At 68.7% G+C, this 16,027-nt stretch carries 13 protein-coding genes; 6 read left to right on the top strand and 7 right to left on the bottom strand.

What is annotated here, in order from left to right; genetic code table 11:
- Nucleotides 1–14: 14 nt before the first annotated feature.
- Nucleotides 15–1,829: an ABC transporter transmembrane domain-containing protein gene (locus tag DES47_RS04925; RefSeq protein ID WP_133699507.1), complete on the bottom strand. Its 1,815-nt coding sequence runs from the start codon at nt 1,827–1,829 to the stop codon at nt 15–17.
- 108 nt (nt 1,830–1,937) lie between these two features.
- Here DES47_RS04925 and DES47_RS04920 point away from each other — a divergent pair, with 108 nt between their 5' ends.
- From DES47_RS04920 to DES47_RS04895, 6 genes are all read left to right on the top strand, one after another.
- Nucleotides 1,938–2,465 (top strand): MarR family winged helix-turn-helix transcriptional regulator, encoded by a 528-nt coding sequence (locus DES47_RS04920; protein WP_133699506.1) that lies wholly within the window; start codon nt 1,938–1,940, stop codon nt 2,463–2,465.
- 3 nt (nt 2,466–2,468) lie between these two features.
- Nucleotides 2,469–3,908 carry an efflux transporter outer membrane subunit gene (locus DES47_RS04915; protein ID WP_133699505.1) on the top strand — a complete coding sequence of 480 codons (1,440 nt, stop codon included), beginning with the start codon at nt 2,469–2,471 and terminating at the stop codon, nt 3,906–3,908.
- A gap of 30 nt (nt 3,909–3,938) precedes the next feature.
- A complete protein-coding gene (locus tag DES47_RS04910; protein ID WP_133699504.1) occupies nt 3,939–5,165 on the top strand; it encodes an HlyD/EmrA/EmrK family protein in 1,227 nt (408 codons plus the stop codon).
- 8 nt (nt 5,166–5,173) lie between these two features.
- Nucleotides 5,174–6,751 (top strand): DHA2 family efflux MFS transporter permease subunit, encoded by a 1,578-nt coding sequence (locus DES47_RS04905; protein ID WP_133699503.1) that lies wholly within the window; start codon nt 5,174–5,176, stop codon nt 6,749–6,751.
- A 69-nt stretch (nt 6,752–6,820) separates the two neighbouring features.
- On the top strand, nt 6,821–7,630 hold the full coding sequence (locus DES47_RS04900; RefSeq protein ID WP_133699502.1) for a GGDEF domain-containing protein: 810 nt from the start codon (nt 6,821–6,823) through the stop codon (nt 7,628–7,630).
- Between the two features lie 102 nt (nt 7,631–7,732).
- The gene (locus DES47_RS04895; RefSeq protein WP_133699730.1) at nt 7,733–8,656 is read left to right on the top strand and encodes a DUF4394 domain-containing protein; all 924 of its coding nucleotides are present in this window, start codon (nt 7,733–7,735) and stop codon (nt 8,654–8,656) included.
- 41 nt (nt 8,657–8,697) lie between these two features.
- Here DES47_RS04895 and DES47_RS04890 read toward each other — a convergent pair whose 3' ends face one another.
- The 6 genes from DES47_RS04890 to DES47_RS04865 all read right to left on the bottom strand — a co-directional run bounded on the left by DES47_RS04890 (nt 8,698) and on the right by DES47_RS04865 (nt 16,023).
- Nucleotides 8,698–9,315, bottom strand: coding sequence for a tRNA-uridine aminocarboxypropyltransferase (locus DES47_RS04890; protein WP_133699501.1), 618 nt, complete (start codon nt 9,313–9,315; stop codon nt 8,698–8,700).
- 55 nt (nt 9,316–9,370) lie between these two features.
- Nucleotides 9,371–10,384: a hypothetical protein gene (locus DES47_RS04885; RefSeq protein WP_133699500.1), complete on the bottom strand. Its 1,014-nt coding sequence runs from the start codon at nt 10,382–10,384 to the stop codon at nt 9,371–9,373.
- 135 nt (nt 10,385–10,519) lie between these two features.
- Nucleotides 10,520–11,620, bottom strand: a complete 1,101-nt coding sequence (locus DES47_RS04880) for a lipocalin-like domain-containing protein (protein ID WP_133699729.1) — start codon at nt 11,618–11,620, stop codon at nt 10,520–10,522.
- A 2-nt stretch (nt 11,621–11,622) separates the two neighbouring features.
- Nucleotides 11,623–14,148 carry an FtsX-like permease family protein gene (locus tag DES47_RS04875; RefSeq protein WP_243748160.1) on the bottom strand — a complete coding sequence of 842 codons (2,526 nt, stop codon included), beginning with the start codon at nt 14,146–14,148 and terminating at the stop codon, nt 11,623–11,625.
- The gene (locus DES47_RS04870; RefSeq protein ID WP_133699499.1) at nt 14,145–14,801 is read right to left on the bottom strand and encodes an ABC transporter ATP-binding protein; all 657 of its coding nucleotides are present in this window, start codon (nt 14,799–14,801) and stop codon (nt 14,145–14,147) included. The genes DES47_RS04875 and DES47_RS04870 overlap by 4 nt, the downstream gene beginning before the upstream one ends.
- A 10-nt stretch (nt 14,802–14,811) precedes the next feature.
- A complete protein-coding gene (locus DES47_RS04865) occupies nt 14,812–16,023 on the bottom strand; it encodes a Bcr/CflA family efflux MFS transporter (RefSeq protein ID WP_133699498.1) in 1,212 nt (403 codons plus the stop codon).
- Nucleotides 16,024–16,027: the final 4 nt, after the last annotated feature.

The raw sequence follows: 16,027 nt of genomic DNA, 5'->3' as shown, positions 1-16,027 counted from the left end.
TGTAGCGCTTCATTTCAGGCGTGGCCGGTATCGAACTGCAGCGCCGCCAGCCGCGCATACAGGCCGCCCTGGGCGCTGAGCTCGGCATGGCTGCCGACCTCGACGATGCGGCCATGCTCCAGCACGACGATGCGGTCGGCCTTCTGTACGGTGGCCAGGCGGTGGGCGATGACCAGGGTCGTGCGACCTTGCATCGCGGTTTCCAGCGCGGCCTGGACCATGCGTTCGCTTTCGGCATCTAGCGCGCTGGTGGCCTCGTCGAGCAGCAACAGCGGCGGGTTCTTCAGGATCGCGCGGGCGATGCTGATGCGCTGGCGCTGGCCGCCGGACAGGCGCACGCCACGCTCGCCCAGAAAGGTCTGGTAGCCCTCGGGCAGGGCGGTGATGAAGTCGTGGGCGAAGGCGGCCTTGGCCGCGGCGATGACCTCGTCGTCGCTGGCCTCGGGGCGGCCGTAGCGGATGTTTTCCATCGCGTTGACCGAGAACACGACGCTGTCCTGCGGCACGATGCCGACGCGGTGGCGCAGATCGTTCAACGCGGCCTGATCGACCGGCACGCCATCAAGCGTGAGCCGGCCCGACCCGATGTCGTAGAAGCGCAGCATCAGCTGGAACACCGTGCTCTTGCCGGCGCCGCTGGGGCCGACCAGGGCCACCGTTTCGCCGGGGCGCACCTGCAGCGAGAAGTCATGCAGGGCCGGCTGCAGCGGGCGCGACGGGTAGTTGAAGCCGACATGCTCGAAGCTGATCGCCGAGCCGCCGTTGACGGCGGGCAGCGCGCGCGGTTGCACGGGTTCCGCCACGGGGGACTTGCTGTTCAGCAGCTCCATCAAGCGCTCGGTGGCGCCGGCCGCCCGCAGCACATCGCCATAGACCTCGGACAGCACCGCCACGCTGCTCACCAGCAGGATCACATAGACGACGGTCTGGCCCAGATGGCCGGCCGTGATGCTCCCGGCCACCACCGCCTGCGTGCCCTGGTACAGGCCCCACAGCAGCGCGCCGAAGGTGGCGGTGATCATGAAGGCGACCAGGAAGGAGCGCACCCGGGTGCGCTTGCGCGCGGTGTCGAACGCGTTCTCGGTGGCCACCGTGAAGCGTTGCGCCTCTCTAGCCTCCTGGGTGTAGCTCTGCACCACCGGCACGGCGTTCAGCACCTCGGCGGCTATTGCCGACGAGTCGGCCACGCGGTCCTGGCTGGCGCGGCTGAGCTTGCGCACGCGCCGGCCGAAGTACAGCGAGGGCAGCACAACAAGGATCAGGATGCCCAGCACCTGGGTCATCACATAGGGGTTGGTGATGATCAGCATGACCAGCGCACCAATGCCCATCACCGTGTTGCGCAGGCCCATCGACAGGCTGGAGCCGACCACGGTCTGCACCACGGTGGTGTCGGTGGTCAGGCGGGACAGCACTTCGCCGGTCTGCGTGCTCTCGAAGAATTCGGGGCTCTGCCTGACCACATGGGCATAGACGGCATTGCGCAGGTCGGCGGTGACCCGCTCGCCCAGCCAGGTGACCATATAGAAGCGCCCGGCCGAGAACAGCCCCAGTGCCGCGCCGACGGCAAACAGGGCCAGGAAGTGCCCTTGCAAGGCCATCACGCGGGCACCCGGGTCGGTGGCGACGACGCCCTGGTCGATCAGCGAGCGCAGCGCCAGCGGAAACACCAGCGTGGTGACGGCCGCCAGCAGCAGGAACAGGCCGGCCATGGCGATGCGGCCGCGGTAAGGCCGCAGAAAGGGCAGCAGGCCGCTCAGCGAGCGGGGCGGGGCGGTGGCTTCCAGCCGTTTGTTGGAGGACAGGGCGGTATTCAGGGTTTCGGACATCGGGGCAGTGTAGAGGCTGGGGCGGAAGGCGTTTCGCGAGCATTGTTGCTGAAATTGGAATAGATCGTTGCCTTGACAATGGTTGCCTAGGCAAATACATTCTGCCGCATGTCAACCGACCCATCCGCGGCCCCTGCACCTGCCGCTTTCTACTCCAAAGAGAACTACGGTCCCGAGGCAAGCGTCGGCCTGGTGATCAAGCAGGTGATGCAGTCCATCGTCCAGCAGGCCGATGCCCACCTGGAGGCCTATGACCTGACCCATGCACAGTGGAAGCCTCTGCTGCGTCTGCATCAGCTGGGCGCCTGCACGCCGGCCGAGCTGGCACGCGATCTGAGCATGGACGCTGGCGCGGTGACACGCCTGATCGACCGGTTGGAGCGCAAGGGCCTGTGCTCCCGTGAACGCTCCAGCGAGGACCGCCGCGTCGTCAACGTCGCGCTGACCGAAGAGGGCAGGCGCAGCGCCGCCCTGGTGCCCGGTGTGCTGTCCGATGTCATGAATGGCCATCTGGCCGGTTTCAGTCATCAGGAATGGCAACTGCTGATGCAGTTCCTGAAGCGCATGCTCCTCAATGGCGAGGCCATGCGCGCCGAGGCCATCAAGGCAGTCGCCCACCCGAACAAGAAAGACTGAACCATGCGCACGCATGCTCCCCTGACCTCTATGACTTTTGTGCTGGCCCTGGTGTCGGCCGCCGTGCTGATGCTGGGCGGCTGCGTCAACATCCCCCATATCCCGACCAAGACCCAGGCCACCGAGGCCGCCAGCTTGGGCCTCGGTGATCAGGCCAAGACCCCCGAACTGTCCGACGCCTGGTGGCTGGCGCTTGGCGACACCAAGCTCGACGCGCTGGTGCAACGTACCCTGGCCGCCAATCCGGACCTGCAAGTGGCAGCCGCCCGGCTGGACCGCGCCGGCGCGCTGGCCGAAGCCGCCGGCGCCCTGGGTAAGCCGGTCACAGGCGTCGGCGTCGACGCCACCCGCCAGCGCTATACCGAACATGGCCTGGTGCCGAAGCCGATTGCCGGCAGCGTGCGCACCACCGCCAATCTGCAGGCCGGCGTGTCCTGGGACTTTGACTTCTTTGGCCGCAATCAGGCCCAGCTGCAAGCCGCACTGGGCACCCAGCGTGCCGCGCAGGCCGAGGCCCAGGCGGCCGCCATGGTGCTGAGCACCCAGGTGGTTCGCGGCTACCTGACGCTGGCGCGCCTGCTGGAGCAGGGCGAGCATCTGAACCACCTGATGACCTTGCGCGAGCGCTCGGCCGAGCTGATCGGCCAGCGCGTCGGCGCCGGCCTGGACACGCAGATCGAGCTGCGCCAGGCACAGACGCCGCTGCCCGAGCTGAAGCGCCAGCAGCAGGCGTTGCAGGAGCAGATCAGCCTGCTGCGCCATCAACTGGCCGCGCTGAGCGCCCAGCCCATGGATGCCCTGGATGGCCTGGCCCCCACTGCGCCGAAGCTGCCGGCCGCGCTGGCAGGGGCCGCCCAGGCGCCGCTTGGCATCGATCTGCTGGGCCGCCGCCCGGACGTGGCCGCCGCCCGCTGGCGCGTCGAGGCGGCCACGCAAGATGTCGCCGCCGCCCGCGCCCAGTTCTATCCGAACCTGAACCTCACCGCCTTCGTGGGCTTCAATGCGATCGGCTTTGACAATCTGCTGAAGTCGGGCAGCCTGCAGGGCGGCTTCGGCCCGGCGCTGCGCCTGCCCATCTTCGACACCGGCCGTCTGCGCGCCCAGCTGCATGGCAATGTGGCCGAGCTGGACGCTGCCGTCGCCAGCTACAACGCCCGCGTGCTCAGCGCTGTGCATGAATCGGCCGACGCGCTGAGCAGCGTGCGATCGCTGGCTGCCCAGGTGCAGCAGCAGCAGCAGGCGCTGCAGAGCGTGGCCTCGGCCCGCGAGCTGGCCCGCCAGCGCCAAGCCGCCGGCCTGGGCAATGCGCTCACGCTGATCAATGCCGACATGGCCCTGGTCAACCAGCAACGTGCGCTCAGCGAGGTCCAGGCCCAGTGGCTGGACAGCCATGTGCTGCTGATCAAGGCCCTGGGCGGCGGCTGGCAAGCCACCGCCATCTGACCCGCCGCGAACCAAGAAGAGAAGTACAAGATGACCACCGACACCTCCAAGATGGCCCGCACGCGGGGCCGCGCGCTGCTCAGCATCGCCATCCTCGTGGCCCTGGCCCTGCTGGCCTGGTTTGCCTTCCACTGGCTGCATGGCCGGCATTTCGAGAGCACCGACAACGCCTATGTGCAGGCCAATGTGGTGCAGATCACGCCGCAGATCGGCGGCACGGTGCGCAGCATCCATGCCGATGACACCGACTTCGTCAAGGCTGGCCAGCCGCTGGTGAGCCTGGACCAGGCCGATGCCCGCATCGCGCTGGAGCAGGCCCAGGCCCAGCTGGCGCAGACGGTGCGCGAGGTGCGCACGCTGTTTGCCGGCAACACCACCTTGCAGACCCAGGTCAGCGTGCGCGAGGCCGATCTGGCCCGGCTGCAGAACGACCTGGCCCGCGCGCAGGACGACGCCCAGCGCCGCGCGCCGCTGGTCGCCACCGGTGCGGTCGGCAAGGAGGAGTATCAGCACGCCACTGCGGCCGTGGCCACCGCCCGCAGCGCCGTCGCTGCAGCCCAGTCGGCCGTGCAGGCCGCCCGCGACCAGCTGGCCTCGAACCAGGTGCTGACCGATGGCATCAATGTGCAGGAGCACCCGAATGTGCAGCGCGCCAGCTCCAAGGTCCGCGAGGCCTATCTGGCGGTGCAGCGCAGCGTATTGCCGGCGCCTATCGATGGCTGGGTGGCACGGCGCAATGTGCAGCTGGGGCAGCGCGTCCAGGCCGGCGCACCGTTGATGGCCGTGGTCTCGCTGGGCCAGCCCTGGGTGGACGCCAATTTCAAGGAGAGCCAGCTGCAGAAGCTGCGCATCGGCCAGCCGGCCGTTGTCGTGGTCGACCAGTACGGCAGCAAGGTCGAGTTCCATGGCAAGGTCGCCGGCCTTGGCGCGGGCACCGGCTCGGCCTTTGCGCTGCTGCCGGCGCAGAACGCCACCGGCAACTGGATCAAGATCGTGCAGCGCGTGCCGGTGCGCATCACGCTGGACGCCAAGGACGTGGCCGAGCATCCGCTGCGCGTGGGCCTGTCCACTGTGGTGACCGTCGATGTGGCCTCGCAGGACGGCAAGGCCCTGGCCGAGGCCAACCCGAACGCCCCGACCAGCCAGACCCAGGTGTTTGACCGCGCCGAGCAACAGGCCGACGCCGAGGTGGCCCGCATCATCCGCCTGCATGCCGGGCCGGCCAAGGCTCCGGCCAAAGTTGCTCGCCACGGCTGAAGCCCGCCATGTCTGACGCTACCTCTGCAGCGGCTCCGCCGCCGCCAGCGCCGCTGAACCCGCTGGCCGGCACCGCCCTGGTGCTGGGCACGCTGTCGCTGTCGCTGGCGACCTTCATGAATGTGCTGGACTCGTCCATCGCCAATGTGTCGCTGCCAGCGATCGCCGGCGATCTGGGCGTCAGCCCGAACCAGGGCACCTGGGTCATCACCAGCTTCGGCGTGGCCAACGCGATCTCGGTGCCGCTGACCGGCTGGCTCACGCAGCGCTTCGGCGCCGTGCGCCTGTTCACGATGAGCGTGCTGCTGTTCGTGCTGACCTCCTGGCTGTGCGGTTTCGCGATGTCGCTGGAGATGCTGATCGCCTGCCGCGTGCTGCAGGGCCTGGTCGCCGGGCCGATGATTCCGCTCTCTCAAACCCTGCTGCTGTCGAGCTACCCGCCTTCCAAGGCCGGCACCGCGCTGGCGCTATGGGGCATGACGACCCTGGTGGCACCGGTGGTCGGGCCGCTGCTCGGCGGCTGGATCACCGACAACGTGTCATGGCCCTGGATCTTCTACATCAATGTGCCGGTGGGCTTGATCGCCGCCGGCCTGACCTGGAGCATCTACCGCAAGCGCGAGACGGTGATACGCAAGCTGCCTATCGACTCCGTGGGCCTGGCGTTGCTGGTGCTGTGGGTGGCGGCGCTCCAGGTGATGCTGGACAAGGGCAAGGAAGAGAGCTGGTTCGAGTCCGAGATGATCGTCATCCTGGGCGTGATCGCCCTGGTCGGCTTTGCCGTGTTCGTGGTCTGGGAGCTGACCGACAAGCATCCGGTGGTGGACCTGCGCCTGTTCGGCCGCCGCAACTTCCTGTTCGGCGTCGTCACGCTGTCGATCGCCTACGGCCTGTTCTTCGGCAATGTGGTGCTGCTGCCGCTGTGGCTGCAGCAGTACATGGGCTACACGGCGACGACGGCCGGCATGGCGCTGGCGCCGGTGGGCATCCTGGCCATTCTGATGTCGCCCATCGTCGGCAAGAATGTGTCGCGGGTGGACCCGCGCTGGATGGGCAGCCTGGCCTTCATCGGCTTTGCCCTGGTGCTGTGGATGCGCTCCAACTTCACCACCCAGACCGACTTCGCCAGCATCATGGTGCCCACGATATTGCAGGGCGCGGCGATGGCACTGTTCTTCATCCCGCTGACGACGATCGCCCTGTCGGGCCTGACGCCGGACCGCATGCCGGCCGCCGCCGGCCTGTCGAACTTCGTGCGCATCACCGCCGGCGCGATGGGCACCTCGATCGCCACCACGCTGTGGGAGAGCCGCGCCGCGCTGCATCACGCCCACATGACCGAGCGCCTGGCCGTTGGCGATCCGGTGACCACCGATATGCTGGCCAAGCTCGCTGCCGCCGGGCTCAGCCCGGAGCAGGGCCTGCTGCAGGTCAACCGGCTGATCGACCAGCAGGCCTTTACCCGGGCGGCGGACGATATCTTTCTTGGTTCGGCGGTGCTGTTCCTGTGCCTGATCACGATGATCTGGCTGACCAAGCGCCCGGCTCGGCTGGGCGCTCCCGCAGACGCGGGAGGGGCTCACTGAGCCGCCGGGTTCGTGGTCGAATAGACTTCTTGTCAGATTCGCCACTTCCGGCCCCGGGCCGGCTCCTGCATGCTGCCTCCCAAATCTGCTCCACCCGTCTGGCTGCCCTGGCTCAGCCGCCTGGTGCTGCGCCTGGGCGTGGGGCGTTCCACCGCCTTGCTGACCCTGCTGGCCTGGGCCGGGGCGGTGGCCCTGTCGCAGCTGGCCATCACCCTGATCGGCCAGGGTGACCGCTGGCTGGCGGCGCTGTTCTCCAGCATCTGCTGCCTGGTCATCACGCCGGTGCTGGGTTTTGCCTGCATGCGCCTGGTCAGTCATCTGGACCTTGAGCACGGCCATATGCGTCGCCTGGCCACCCGCGACGGGCTGACCGGGGTTTACAACCGCCGGCACTTCCTCGACCTGCTGGAGCGCGAATGGTCGCGCGCGCAGCGCTACGACACCGCCGCGGCCATGCTCTTGCTGGACGTCGACCACTTCAAGAACATCAACGACCAGTTCGGCCATCTCTGCGGCGACGCCATGCTCAAGGCGGTGGCCGAGGCGCTGCTGGACATCCTGCGCCAGCCGGATGTGCTGGCACGTTTCGGCGGCGAGGAGTTCATCGTCTTCCTGCCGCAGACCGACCCGCTGGGCGCCATCGACGTGGCCGAACGGATGCGCGACTGCATCGAGCGTCTGTCGCTCGACTGGGAGGGCAAGTCGGTCAGCGTGACCATCAGCGTCGGTGTGGCCGCGATGCGGCCGGAGCATGTGACGGTGGACCACCTGATCCACGACGCCGACGTGGCGCTCTATGCCGCCAAGGCCGCCGGACGCAACTGCGTGCGCGCCGGCGATGGCTTGTTCGCGGGCAAGCCCAGCTACCAGCGCACGTGATCTCCTGATCGCGTGCAGCCTGCATCCAATCTGAACCGGATTGCGTAAGGCATTTGCCGCTCCGCGGCGAAGTGTCCTTGTTCAACCTGTTCAGGAGGATTCATGACTCATACCCAATCGCCAACCCGACGCCTGGCGCTGTGCCTTGCCGCCGTCGCCGCAGCCTGGGGCGCCAGCGCCCAGGCCGAAACCGTCATCGGCCTGACGACCACCAATGCCCTGGTCAGCTTTGACAGCAGCATGCCCACCTGGTCGGGCATGGCCGTCAACATCAGCGGCCTGTCGGGCGCCAACGAACGCATCCTGGGCATTGACCTGCGCCCGGCCACCGGCATGGTCTACGGTCTGAGCAGCGACGCACGTCTCTACACCTTGAACGCGATGACCGGTGCGGCCACCTTCGTCGCCTCGCTGGCCGCCGATCCGGCCGATCTCACGAACCCCTTTGCCGGGCTGATGGGCAGCACCTACGGGGTGGACTTCAACCCGGTGGTGGACCGCCTGCGCATCACCAGCAATGCGGGCCAGAACCTGCGCGTCAATGTGGCCGGCGGCAACACCACCACCGACGCGATGCTCAATGGCGCGGCCAACGGCATCGCCGCAGCGGCCTACACCAATAACGACAACAACCCGGCCACCGGCACCACCCTGTTCGGCATCGATGGCGCCACCGACAGGCTCTACATCCAGAATCCACCGAACAACGGCACGCTGGTGGCGGTCGGCTCGCTGGGCATGAACACCAGCAATGTGACCGGCTTCGACATCAGCGGCGCCACCGGCATGGCCTATGCCTCGCTGACCGATGGCGACACCAGCAAGAGTGGTTTCTACACCATCAATCTGGCGACCGGTGCCGCCACCCTGGTTGGTGAGCTGGGCTATGGCGGCAACACGGCGATTGCGCCGCCGTTGCTGGACATCACCGTGGCTGCCGTGCCCGAGCCCGGCAGCTATGCGCTGATGATGGCTGGGCTGCTGGCGGTCGGTGGGCTGGCCCGGCGCCGCAACAAGGTGCGCTGATTCAGTCACGCGGTGCATGTTGGGCGCGCCGCTCGGAGGCCTCAGCGTTCTGACGCCAGGGCCTCTTGCCGCGCGACGAACTGCCGCAGCACATTCCACAGCGGGGAGGGTTCCCCGCCTTCCAACTGCTGCAGCGCCAGGGCAATGGCCTCCAACGTCGACAGCTGATGTTCGGCATGGGCGCGGCGGATGCGGTACTGCGATGGCGGGGTTGCCTGCAGCCGCAGGCGGGGCAGTGCCTGCAGCCAGGGGTTCAGGTGCAGCATCTTCAGGCTCTTGCGCCAGGTGCCGTCGATGACGATCAGGCGCAGGCCGTTGGCGGGTTGCAACCTGGCCTCGTCCAGCGGTATCGGCGTCGCCAGCCCTTGACCCGGTGCTGTTTCGGGGTAGAGCAGCAACTCGTACAGGTTGCGGGGATTTGCCGGCCGCTCGTGCACCTCGCCGACCCGCAGGACGCTGCCGGGCAGGCACAGATGCGCCAGGCGCGCCGTGCCCTTGGCCTGGAGTTGCTCCAGCGGGTGCTGCAGTATCTGCACCTCGACCTGATGCTCCGCCGGCCGCACCAGCCCGCAGAGGCAGGCGCTGCCGCCTGCCTCGGTGGCGAGCGGCCGCAGGCAGCGGGTACAGCGCAGACGACTTGAGCTGGAGATGGGCGGCATGAGATCTTGATGATGGCATCCCGATATCAGGTGTCGGAGCCGCGGCAGCAGGGTTTCAGCGCGGTGGCGGATATTTGGCCAGCTCTGCCATGAAGGCCCTGTGCGCAAGCTCATCGTCGCCGTAGTAGCTGCTGCCTGGCGGATCGACCTCGGCAAGTATCGTGCGCATGCTGCGCCCGTCGGGTGCCGTGTAGTCAGGCGAGAGCCCTTGCATCAGGAAGAAGCGGGCTGCGGCCCACATCTGCATCGACACCGCATTCATCAAGGCGTTTTGCTGCAGGCGGTCGCTGCGTGGATCCAGTCGGGTGAAGTCGGCTCCGTGCCGGGCCAGTATCTCCAGCGCCGGCAGCACGGTGTAGGTGGAAAAGTAGATCGGTCGCCCATCCTCATCCACGGCATCCGCACTGGCGCCGGCCGCGAGCACCATATCCAGCACGGCCAGGGCGTTCGGATTGTGGATGCCGTAGAGGTGGTAGACGAGGTTGTGCGCGCTGATTGACGCCATGCCCGGCTCTGCGACGAGCGCATTGGCCGCGGGTGGGGCGCCGGCCGCCAGCAGCATGCGCACGAATTCGGCGCGCGAGGGTTCGCCATAGTCGGACACCGCCTTCTCGACCGCGTGACCCAGCAGCGTGCGCCCCCAGCGGTCGCGTGCGGTCCAGTCGATTGGGCCGCTGGCCAGCTGGCGCTGCAAGACGGCGGCATCCTGCCCATCGATCGCCTGGGCCAACTGGGTGAGTCTGGCGTCGGCAAAACGGCCCTGCTGGGCCCGCCACATGCCGCGGTCGATCTTCTTCAGCATGTCGACAGAGAAGTTCACCGCGCCGTAGGCCAGCGGCGAGGCAACGATGCAAAAGCCCAACCACCAGGCCACAGCCGGCCCGCCGCGGCTGCCCCACCAGAGCAGGCCTGCGGCCGCCAACACGACGGGTGCGAGCAGCATCGCAAAGCCGGTGGCCATGCCGCGGCCGGCAGCATCGTCGCCCATGTTTCGCTGCAGCGCGAGCATCAGCACGAACAGTGCCTCCAGCGCGAGCAGGGTCCAGGCGGACATCACGTGGATCTTCATGGCGTTTCGATTCCCCTTGTCAACGGCAATGTTTGCCGCCCGCTAGGGTGGAGCGCTGCCGTTGCAAGCGTGCTGCATCCGCTCGCAGCCGTGTTTCATTCGTTGCAACAGGGATGACCGGGGCGGCGGCGGAGCTCAGCCCAGTCTCAGCGCCCCGGCATAGCCGGTCATCTCCAGGTAGCCCAGGCCGACGCGGCGGCCACTGCCGTCCAGCAACTCGGACAGGCCTTCCCAATAGACGGTGCCGGTGCTGCTGCGGGCGTCGAGCTCCTGGTCGTCGAGCAGGGCGCGCAGCTCGAAGGCGCCGATGGGGGTGTTCAGCCGCCAGCTGACCGGATAGCTGGCCCCGGTGCGAGCGCTTTTCCAGAGGCGACCGGGCTGCAGGCCGACCTCGGTTGGCGCGAAGTCGCGAACCTGGCTCTGGCCGACCGCTCGATAGCTGCCGCCGGCCCAGTGCACGCTGCCGTCGGCGCGGCGCAGGCGGAACAGCGTCAGCGCGCCGCCGTCCGTCAGATTGATGCCGGTCCAGTCCCAGCCGATGGCGCTGTCGGGGCCGGTGCCGAGCAGCTGATTGCTCCACTCATGGTCCAGCCAGGCGCGGCCCTGGACGGGCTGGCGTTTGCCATCGACGGTCAGCTCGCCGGCCAGTTGCAGCTGCGGTTCGCTGTAATAGTGGCTGGCTGCACCGGGCTCCGGGCCTTTGCGCGAGTAGCCGGCCTGGCCCTGCAGCAGCAGCGGCTGCGTTGGCTTCAAGTCCAGCGTCAGCGCGAAATTGGCGCGCTCGCTCTTCAGCTCGGCCCGGTAGCCGGCGCTGGCGTGGCGGCGCAGGCGCCAGCCGTGCAAGACCACATCGGTGTCGGGCTCGGCGGCCGCGGCGAGGCCGAAGCCGCTGCGGGCCAGGGCCTGGTCGTGGCGCAGGGTCTTGGTCGAGAGGTCGGTCAGCGCCGCATGGGCCATCAGCAGCTGCTTGGCGGCAAAGCGGCTGGGGTGGGCGGGGTCAACCGCGGTGCGTACGCGGAAGAAGGTCAGCTGGAAGCCGTAGATGGGCGTGGCCGCATCGGTCCCGCTTGGCACCAGCGCGCCGGTCAGATACCACCACTCGATATGCGTGTCCGGGTGGGCGCCGAAGTCGGCAGGGAAGCGCAGCGGCCGCGGCGTCACACCCAGCGCTGCCGCCTTGGAAGCCGGGCTCAAGGTCAGCGCGCCCATTGCCAGCAGAAGGTCACGCCGCTGCATCATCACCAATCCTCCTTGACCGACTGCGCCAGATCACGCCGGGCGGCGCTGCGTCCGGCGATGACGCCGGTCACCGTGCCGGCCAGCAGCACGGCCGCGGCAAGCACGCTCAGCCGTGCCCAGGGCACATGCAGCTCCATCGTCCAGTTGAAGCTCTGCGGGTTGACGACGAAGACCAGCACCATGCTGACCAGCAGGCCCAGGGCCAGGCCCAGCACCGTGCCGACCAGCGTCCAGACCGCGCCCTCCATCGCCACCAGAGTCAAGATCTGGCCCTTGGTCACACCCAGATGGGCGAGCAGGCCGAACTCCTTGCGCCGGGCCAGCACCTGGGCCGAGTGGCTGGCGGCAATGCCGAACAGGCCGATCGCGATGGCCACCGCCTGCAGCCAGTAGGTGACGGCAAAGCTGCGGTCGAAGATCTTCAGCGACATCTCGCGGATCTCGCGCGCCGAGGCGAACTCGATCAGCGACGGGTCGGGCAGCAGCGCGCGCAGTCCGGCCTGCACCGGCGCCATCGCCGCACCGGGCTCCAGCCACAGCGCGAGATCGTTGCCACGGGTGTCGCCAGTCAAGCGCACGAAGTCTGCCGCGTCCATCATCACCGAGCCATGCTGCCGGGCATAGTCGCGCCAGACACCACGCACCCAGACCTCCACCGGCGCCTCGTCGGCGCGCAGCGGCAGCCTGAAGGTGCTGCCCGGGCTCGCCTGGTACAGCGTGACCATGGCCTCGCTGACGTAGACCGAGGGCAGGCCCGGCCGCGCCGCGAGCAGGGGGCCGATCAGCGGCAGCCGCGGGTCTTTCGCATCCAGCGGCTTGGCGATCAGCGCGACGCCGGGGCGTTGCGGGTCCAGCAGCAGCGGCAGCGTGCGCTGCGCCTCGACGCGGGTCACGCCGGGCAGACGGCGGGCCGCTTCTACGAAGGTGGGCGGCAGAAAAGCGGTGTCATTGGCGGCGCTGCGGTCGGCCGTGCGGGCATAGAGCTCGGCTGGCAGCACGGTGTCCAGCCACAGCATGATGGAGCCGCGAAAGCTGCCCACCATCACCGTCAGGGCCACCGCCAGGCTCAGGCTGACGACGACGCCGGCCACCGCCACCGTCGCGCTGTGGCGCTGGTCGCGGGCGCGCTCCAGCGCCAGCAGGGCCAGCGCATGGCGGGGCTTCGGCGCCAGCCGCAACAGCAGGGCCACCCCCTCGGGCACGCACAGGATGCCGCCGATCAGCAGGGCCGCTACCGCGCCGTAGGCGGCCAGTGGCAGCTCATGCCAGGGCGGCAGCTGAGCCAGGCCGGCGCCCGACAGCAGCAGCACCGGCCCCAGCCAGCCGAGGTGACGCGAAGCATCGGTCTGGCCCAGGCCCTTGAGCACCTGGGCTGGTGCCATGCCCTGCGCCCAGCGCGCCGGAAGATAGCCGCCGACGAGCGCCGCCAGCACGCCCAGGCTGCCATAGCCGAGCGCTGCCCAGAGGCTGAACTGCAGCTGGGGCTGCGCGCCGCCGAGCATGCCACTGCCGAGGTCACCGCCGAGCAGCTGCAGCGCCGTCGCGGCCAGACCCGTGCCCAGGGCCACGCCCATGGCGCTGCCGATCAGGCCCAGCACAAAAGTCTCGAGCAGAATCATCTGCAGCCGCTCGCCCGATGACAGGCCCAGCACCCCCAGCAGGGCCAGTTGCGGCAGCCGCTGTGCCACCGACAGCGACAGCACCGAGAACACCAGAAAGGTGCCGGTGAACAGCGCCACCAGGGCCAGCACCGTCAGGTTGACGCGGTAGGCCCGCGACAGATTGGAGATGCGCTGCACCGCCTCGTCCGGTTTTGCCGCGCGCACGCCGGCGGGCAGGGCCAGGTCCTGCAGCAGGCGAGCCTGGTCGGTGCCGGGCTGCAGCCGCAGATCGATGCTGTCGAGCCGGCCCAGGCGGCCGAAGCGCAGTTGCGCGTCGGCAATGTCCATCACCGCCAGCGGCGTGCCCTCGGCGGCAACGCTGCCGGCGATGTTCAGCGGCAGCAATTGGTCGCCGAACTGGGCTTTGATGGTCTGGCTGCGGGCGCCCAGTCTGGCACTGGCGGCCGGGTTCAGATAAAGCGCATCCGGCGCGAACAGGGTGGCGGGGCCGTTCGCCCTGCCAGCCGTCGGCATTGGCGTCAGCCCCGGCGCCAGCTGGGCGGCCTGCAGCGGATCCAGTCCGACGATGCGCAGCGAAAAGCGTTTGCCCTCGCTGTCCAGCGCATAGGTTTGCACCTCGACCGTCGGCGAGGCCAGTTTGACCCCAGGATGAGCCGCCACGCGGGCATACAGCTGCTCGTCGAAGCCGCCACCGGCGCCGCGCAGCACCAGGTCCGGCTGGCCATTGACCGAGCGCACGGCCGAGGCGAATTCGGCCAGCGCCGAGGCGTTGATCAGGTGCACGGCGAAGGCCAGGGCAACACCCAAAGCAATCGAGACAATGGCCATGGCCTGGCGCCAGGGATGCTGGCGTGCAGCCGGCCAGGACAGCTGGCGCAGCCAGCTCCAAGGGAGGAGCTTCACTGTGCCTCGGTCACGCCGTGGGCGTGCAGCCTGAGCACGCGCTGTGCCCGTTCCGCCGCCCGCTGCGAATGCGTCACCAGCAGGCAGGCCGCGCCCTCCTGCTGCGTCTGCGCCCTCAGCAGGTCCAGCACCTGCTCGGCGGTGTCGGGATCCAGATTGCCGGTCGGCTCGTCGGCCAGCACCAGGCGGGGCCGGTGCACCAGCGCACGGGCAATCGCCACGCGCTGCAACTGGCCGCCGGACAACTGGCGGGGCATGCGTGCGCCTAAAGCGCTCAATCCCACCGCATCCAGCATCTGCTCCACCCGCTCCGGATCAGGCTTCTTCAGCAGCAGCAGGGGCAGGGCGATGTTGTCGGCCACGCTCAGATGGGGCAGCACATGGAAGGCCTGGAACACAAAGCCCAGGTGCGAGCGCCGCAGCAGCGCCTGGGCCTGCTCGCTGATCCGGCCGATGTCGTGGCCATCCAGCAGCACCTGGCCGGCATCGAAGCTGTCCAGCCCCGCAATGCAATTCAGTAGGGTCGATTTGCCAACGCCTGATTCGCCCAGCAGGGCCACCAGCTCGCCGGGTTGCAACTGCAGATCAACCGATTCGAACACCGGGCTGGCGCCGTAGTGCTTGGCCAGCCCCTTCACGTCGAGCAGGGGCATAGGGGATTCGTCAGGTGGTTGCAGAGACTGCACTTGCTGCAGCGGGGCGGCCCAGGCGCTGTACCAGGGTCCAGGCGGTCAGCGCGCTCAGCGCGGCGAAGCCGGCGATGGTCCAGGCCCAGGGCGCGATGCGGCCGTCCAGGGCCACGCCCAGCCAGGCACCGACGCCGAACGCCGTGGCGGCAATGGCAAAGCCCGACAGCGCCGAGGCCGCACCGGCATGGCGCGGGAAGGGGCCGACCACCCCGGCCTGCGAGCAGGGCTGCAGCACGCCATGGCCGAAGATGAACAGCGCCTGGGCAGCGGTGACGCTGATCAGGCTGGCTTCGCCACCGAGGGCCAAGGCCGCCATGGCCAGCGCACCGGCCAGCGTGAAGAAGGCGCCACGGGCGATCGCTTCGGGCACCGTCTTGCGGCGCAGCATGGACCGGCACCACAGCGTGCCCAGCACATAGATGCCCGAGCAGGCACCGACCAGCAGACCGTAGTGCGGGCGCGAGGCTCCGAGCAGGACTATGTAGATGAAGGACGAGCCGGCCAGAAAGCTGTACAGCGCGCCATAGCTGAGACTGGTCAGCAGACCGTAGGCAACGAAGGTCGGGTGCCGGGCAATCTGGCGCCAGGCGCCAAGCAGGGGCAGCAGCCGGGTCGCCTGCGGATTGCGCAGCTTGAGCGTCTCGGGCACACGCAGCGCGATGAACAGCAGCGCGCAGGCACTGAAGACGGCGATCACGCCCATCGCCGCGCGCCAGCCAAACTGCGCCGCGACGAGGCCGCCCAGCGTGGGACTCAGCATCGCGATCAGGCCCAGGCCGGTCAAGGCCTTGGCCATGATTTGCGCGCCCTGCTGCGGCTCGTAGAGATCACGCAGCATCGCCCGTGCGCAGACCACGGCCGCGGCCAGGCCCAGACCCTGCACCGCCCGGCACAGGATGACCATCTCAATGGTGGGCGACAGCGCGGCAAGCGCGGCGGCCAGCGTGTACAGCACCAGGCCGGCCAGCAGCACCGGCCGGCGACCGATGCGGTCGGCCAGCGGCCCGAGCAGCAATTGGCCGAGGCCGAAGCAGACCATCAGTGCCGACAGCGTCAGCTGCACCGCGCTCATCCCCGCGCCCAGATCGGCCCGCAGGGCGGGCAGGGCAGGCAGATAGACGTCGGTGGTGACCGGTTGAAGCCCCAGCAGCAAGGCCAGGGCCAAGACCGCTGTGGCTGCGGTCATGCCC

The sequence above is a fragment of the Roseateles toxinivorans genome, assembly GCF_004362525.1.
Classification (GTDB): domain Bacteria; phylum Pseudomonadota; class Gammaproteobacteria; order Burkholderiales; family Burkholderiaceae_C; genus Paucibacter; species Paucibacter toxinivorans.
Note: the sequence above shows the minus strand (reverse complement) of the source record. Positions and strands in the feature narration are given on the sequence as shown.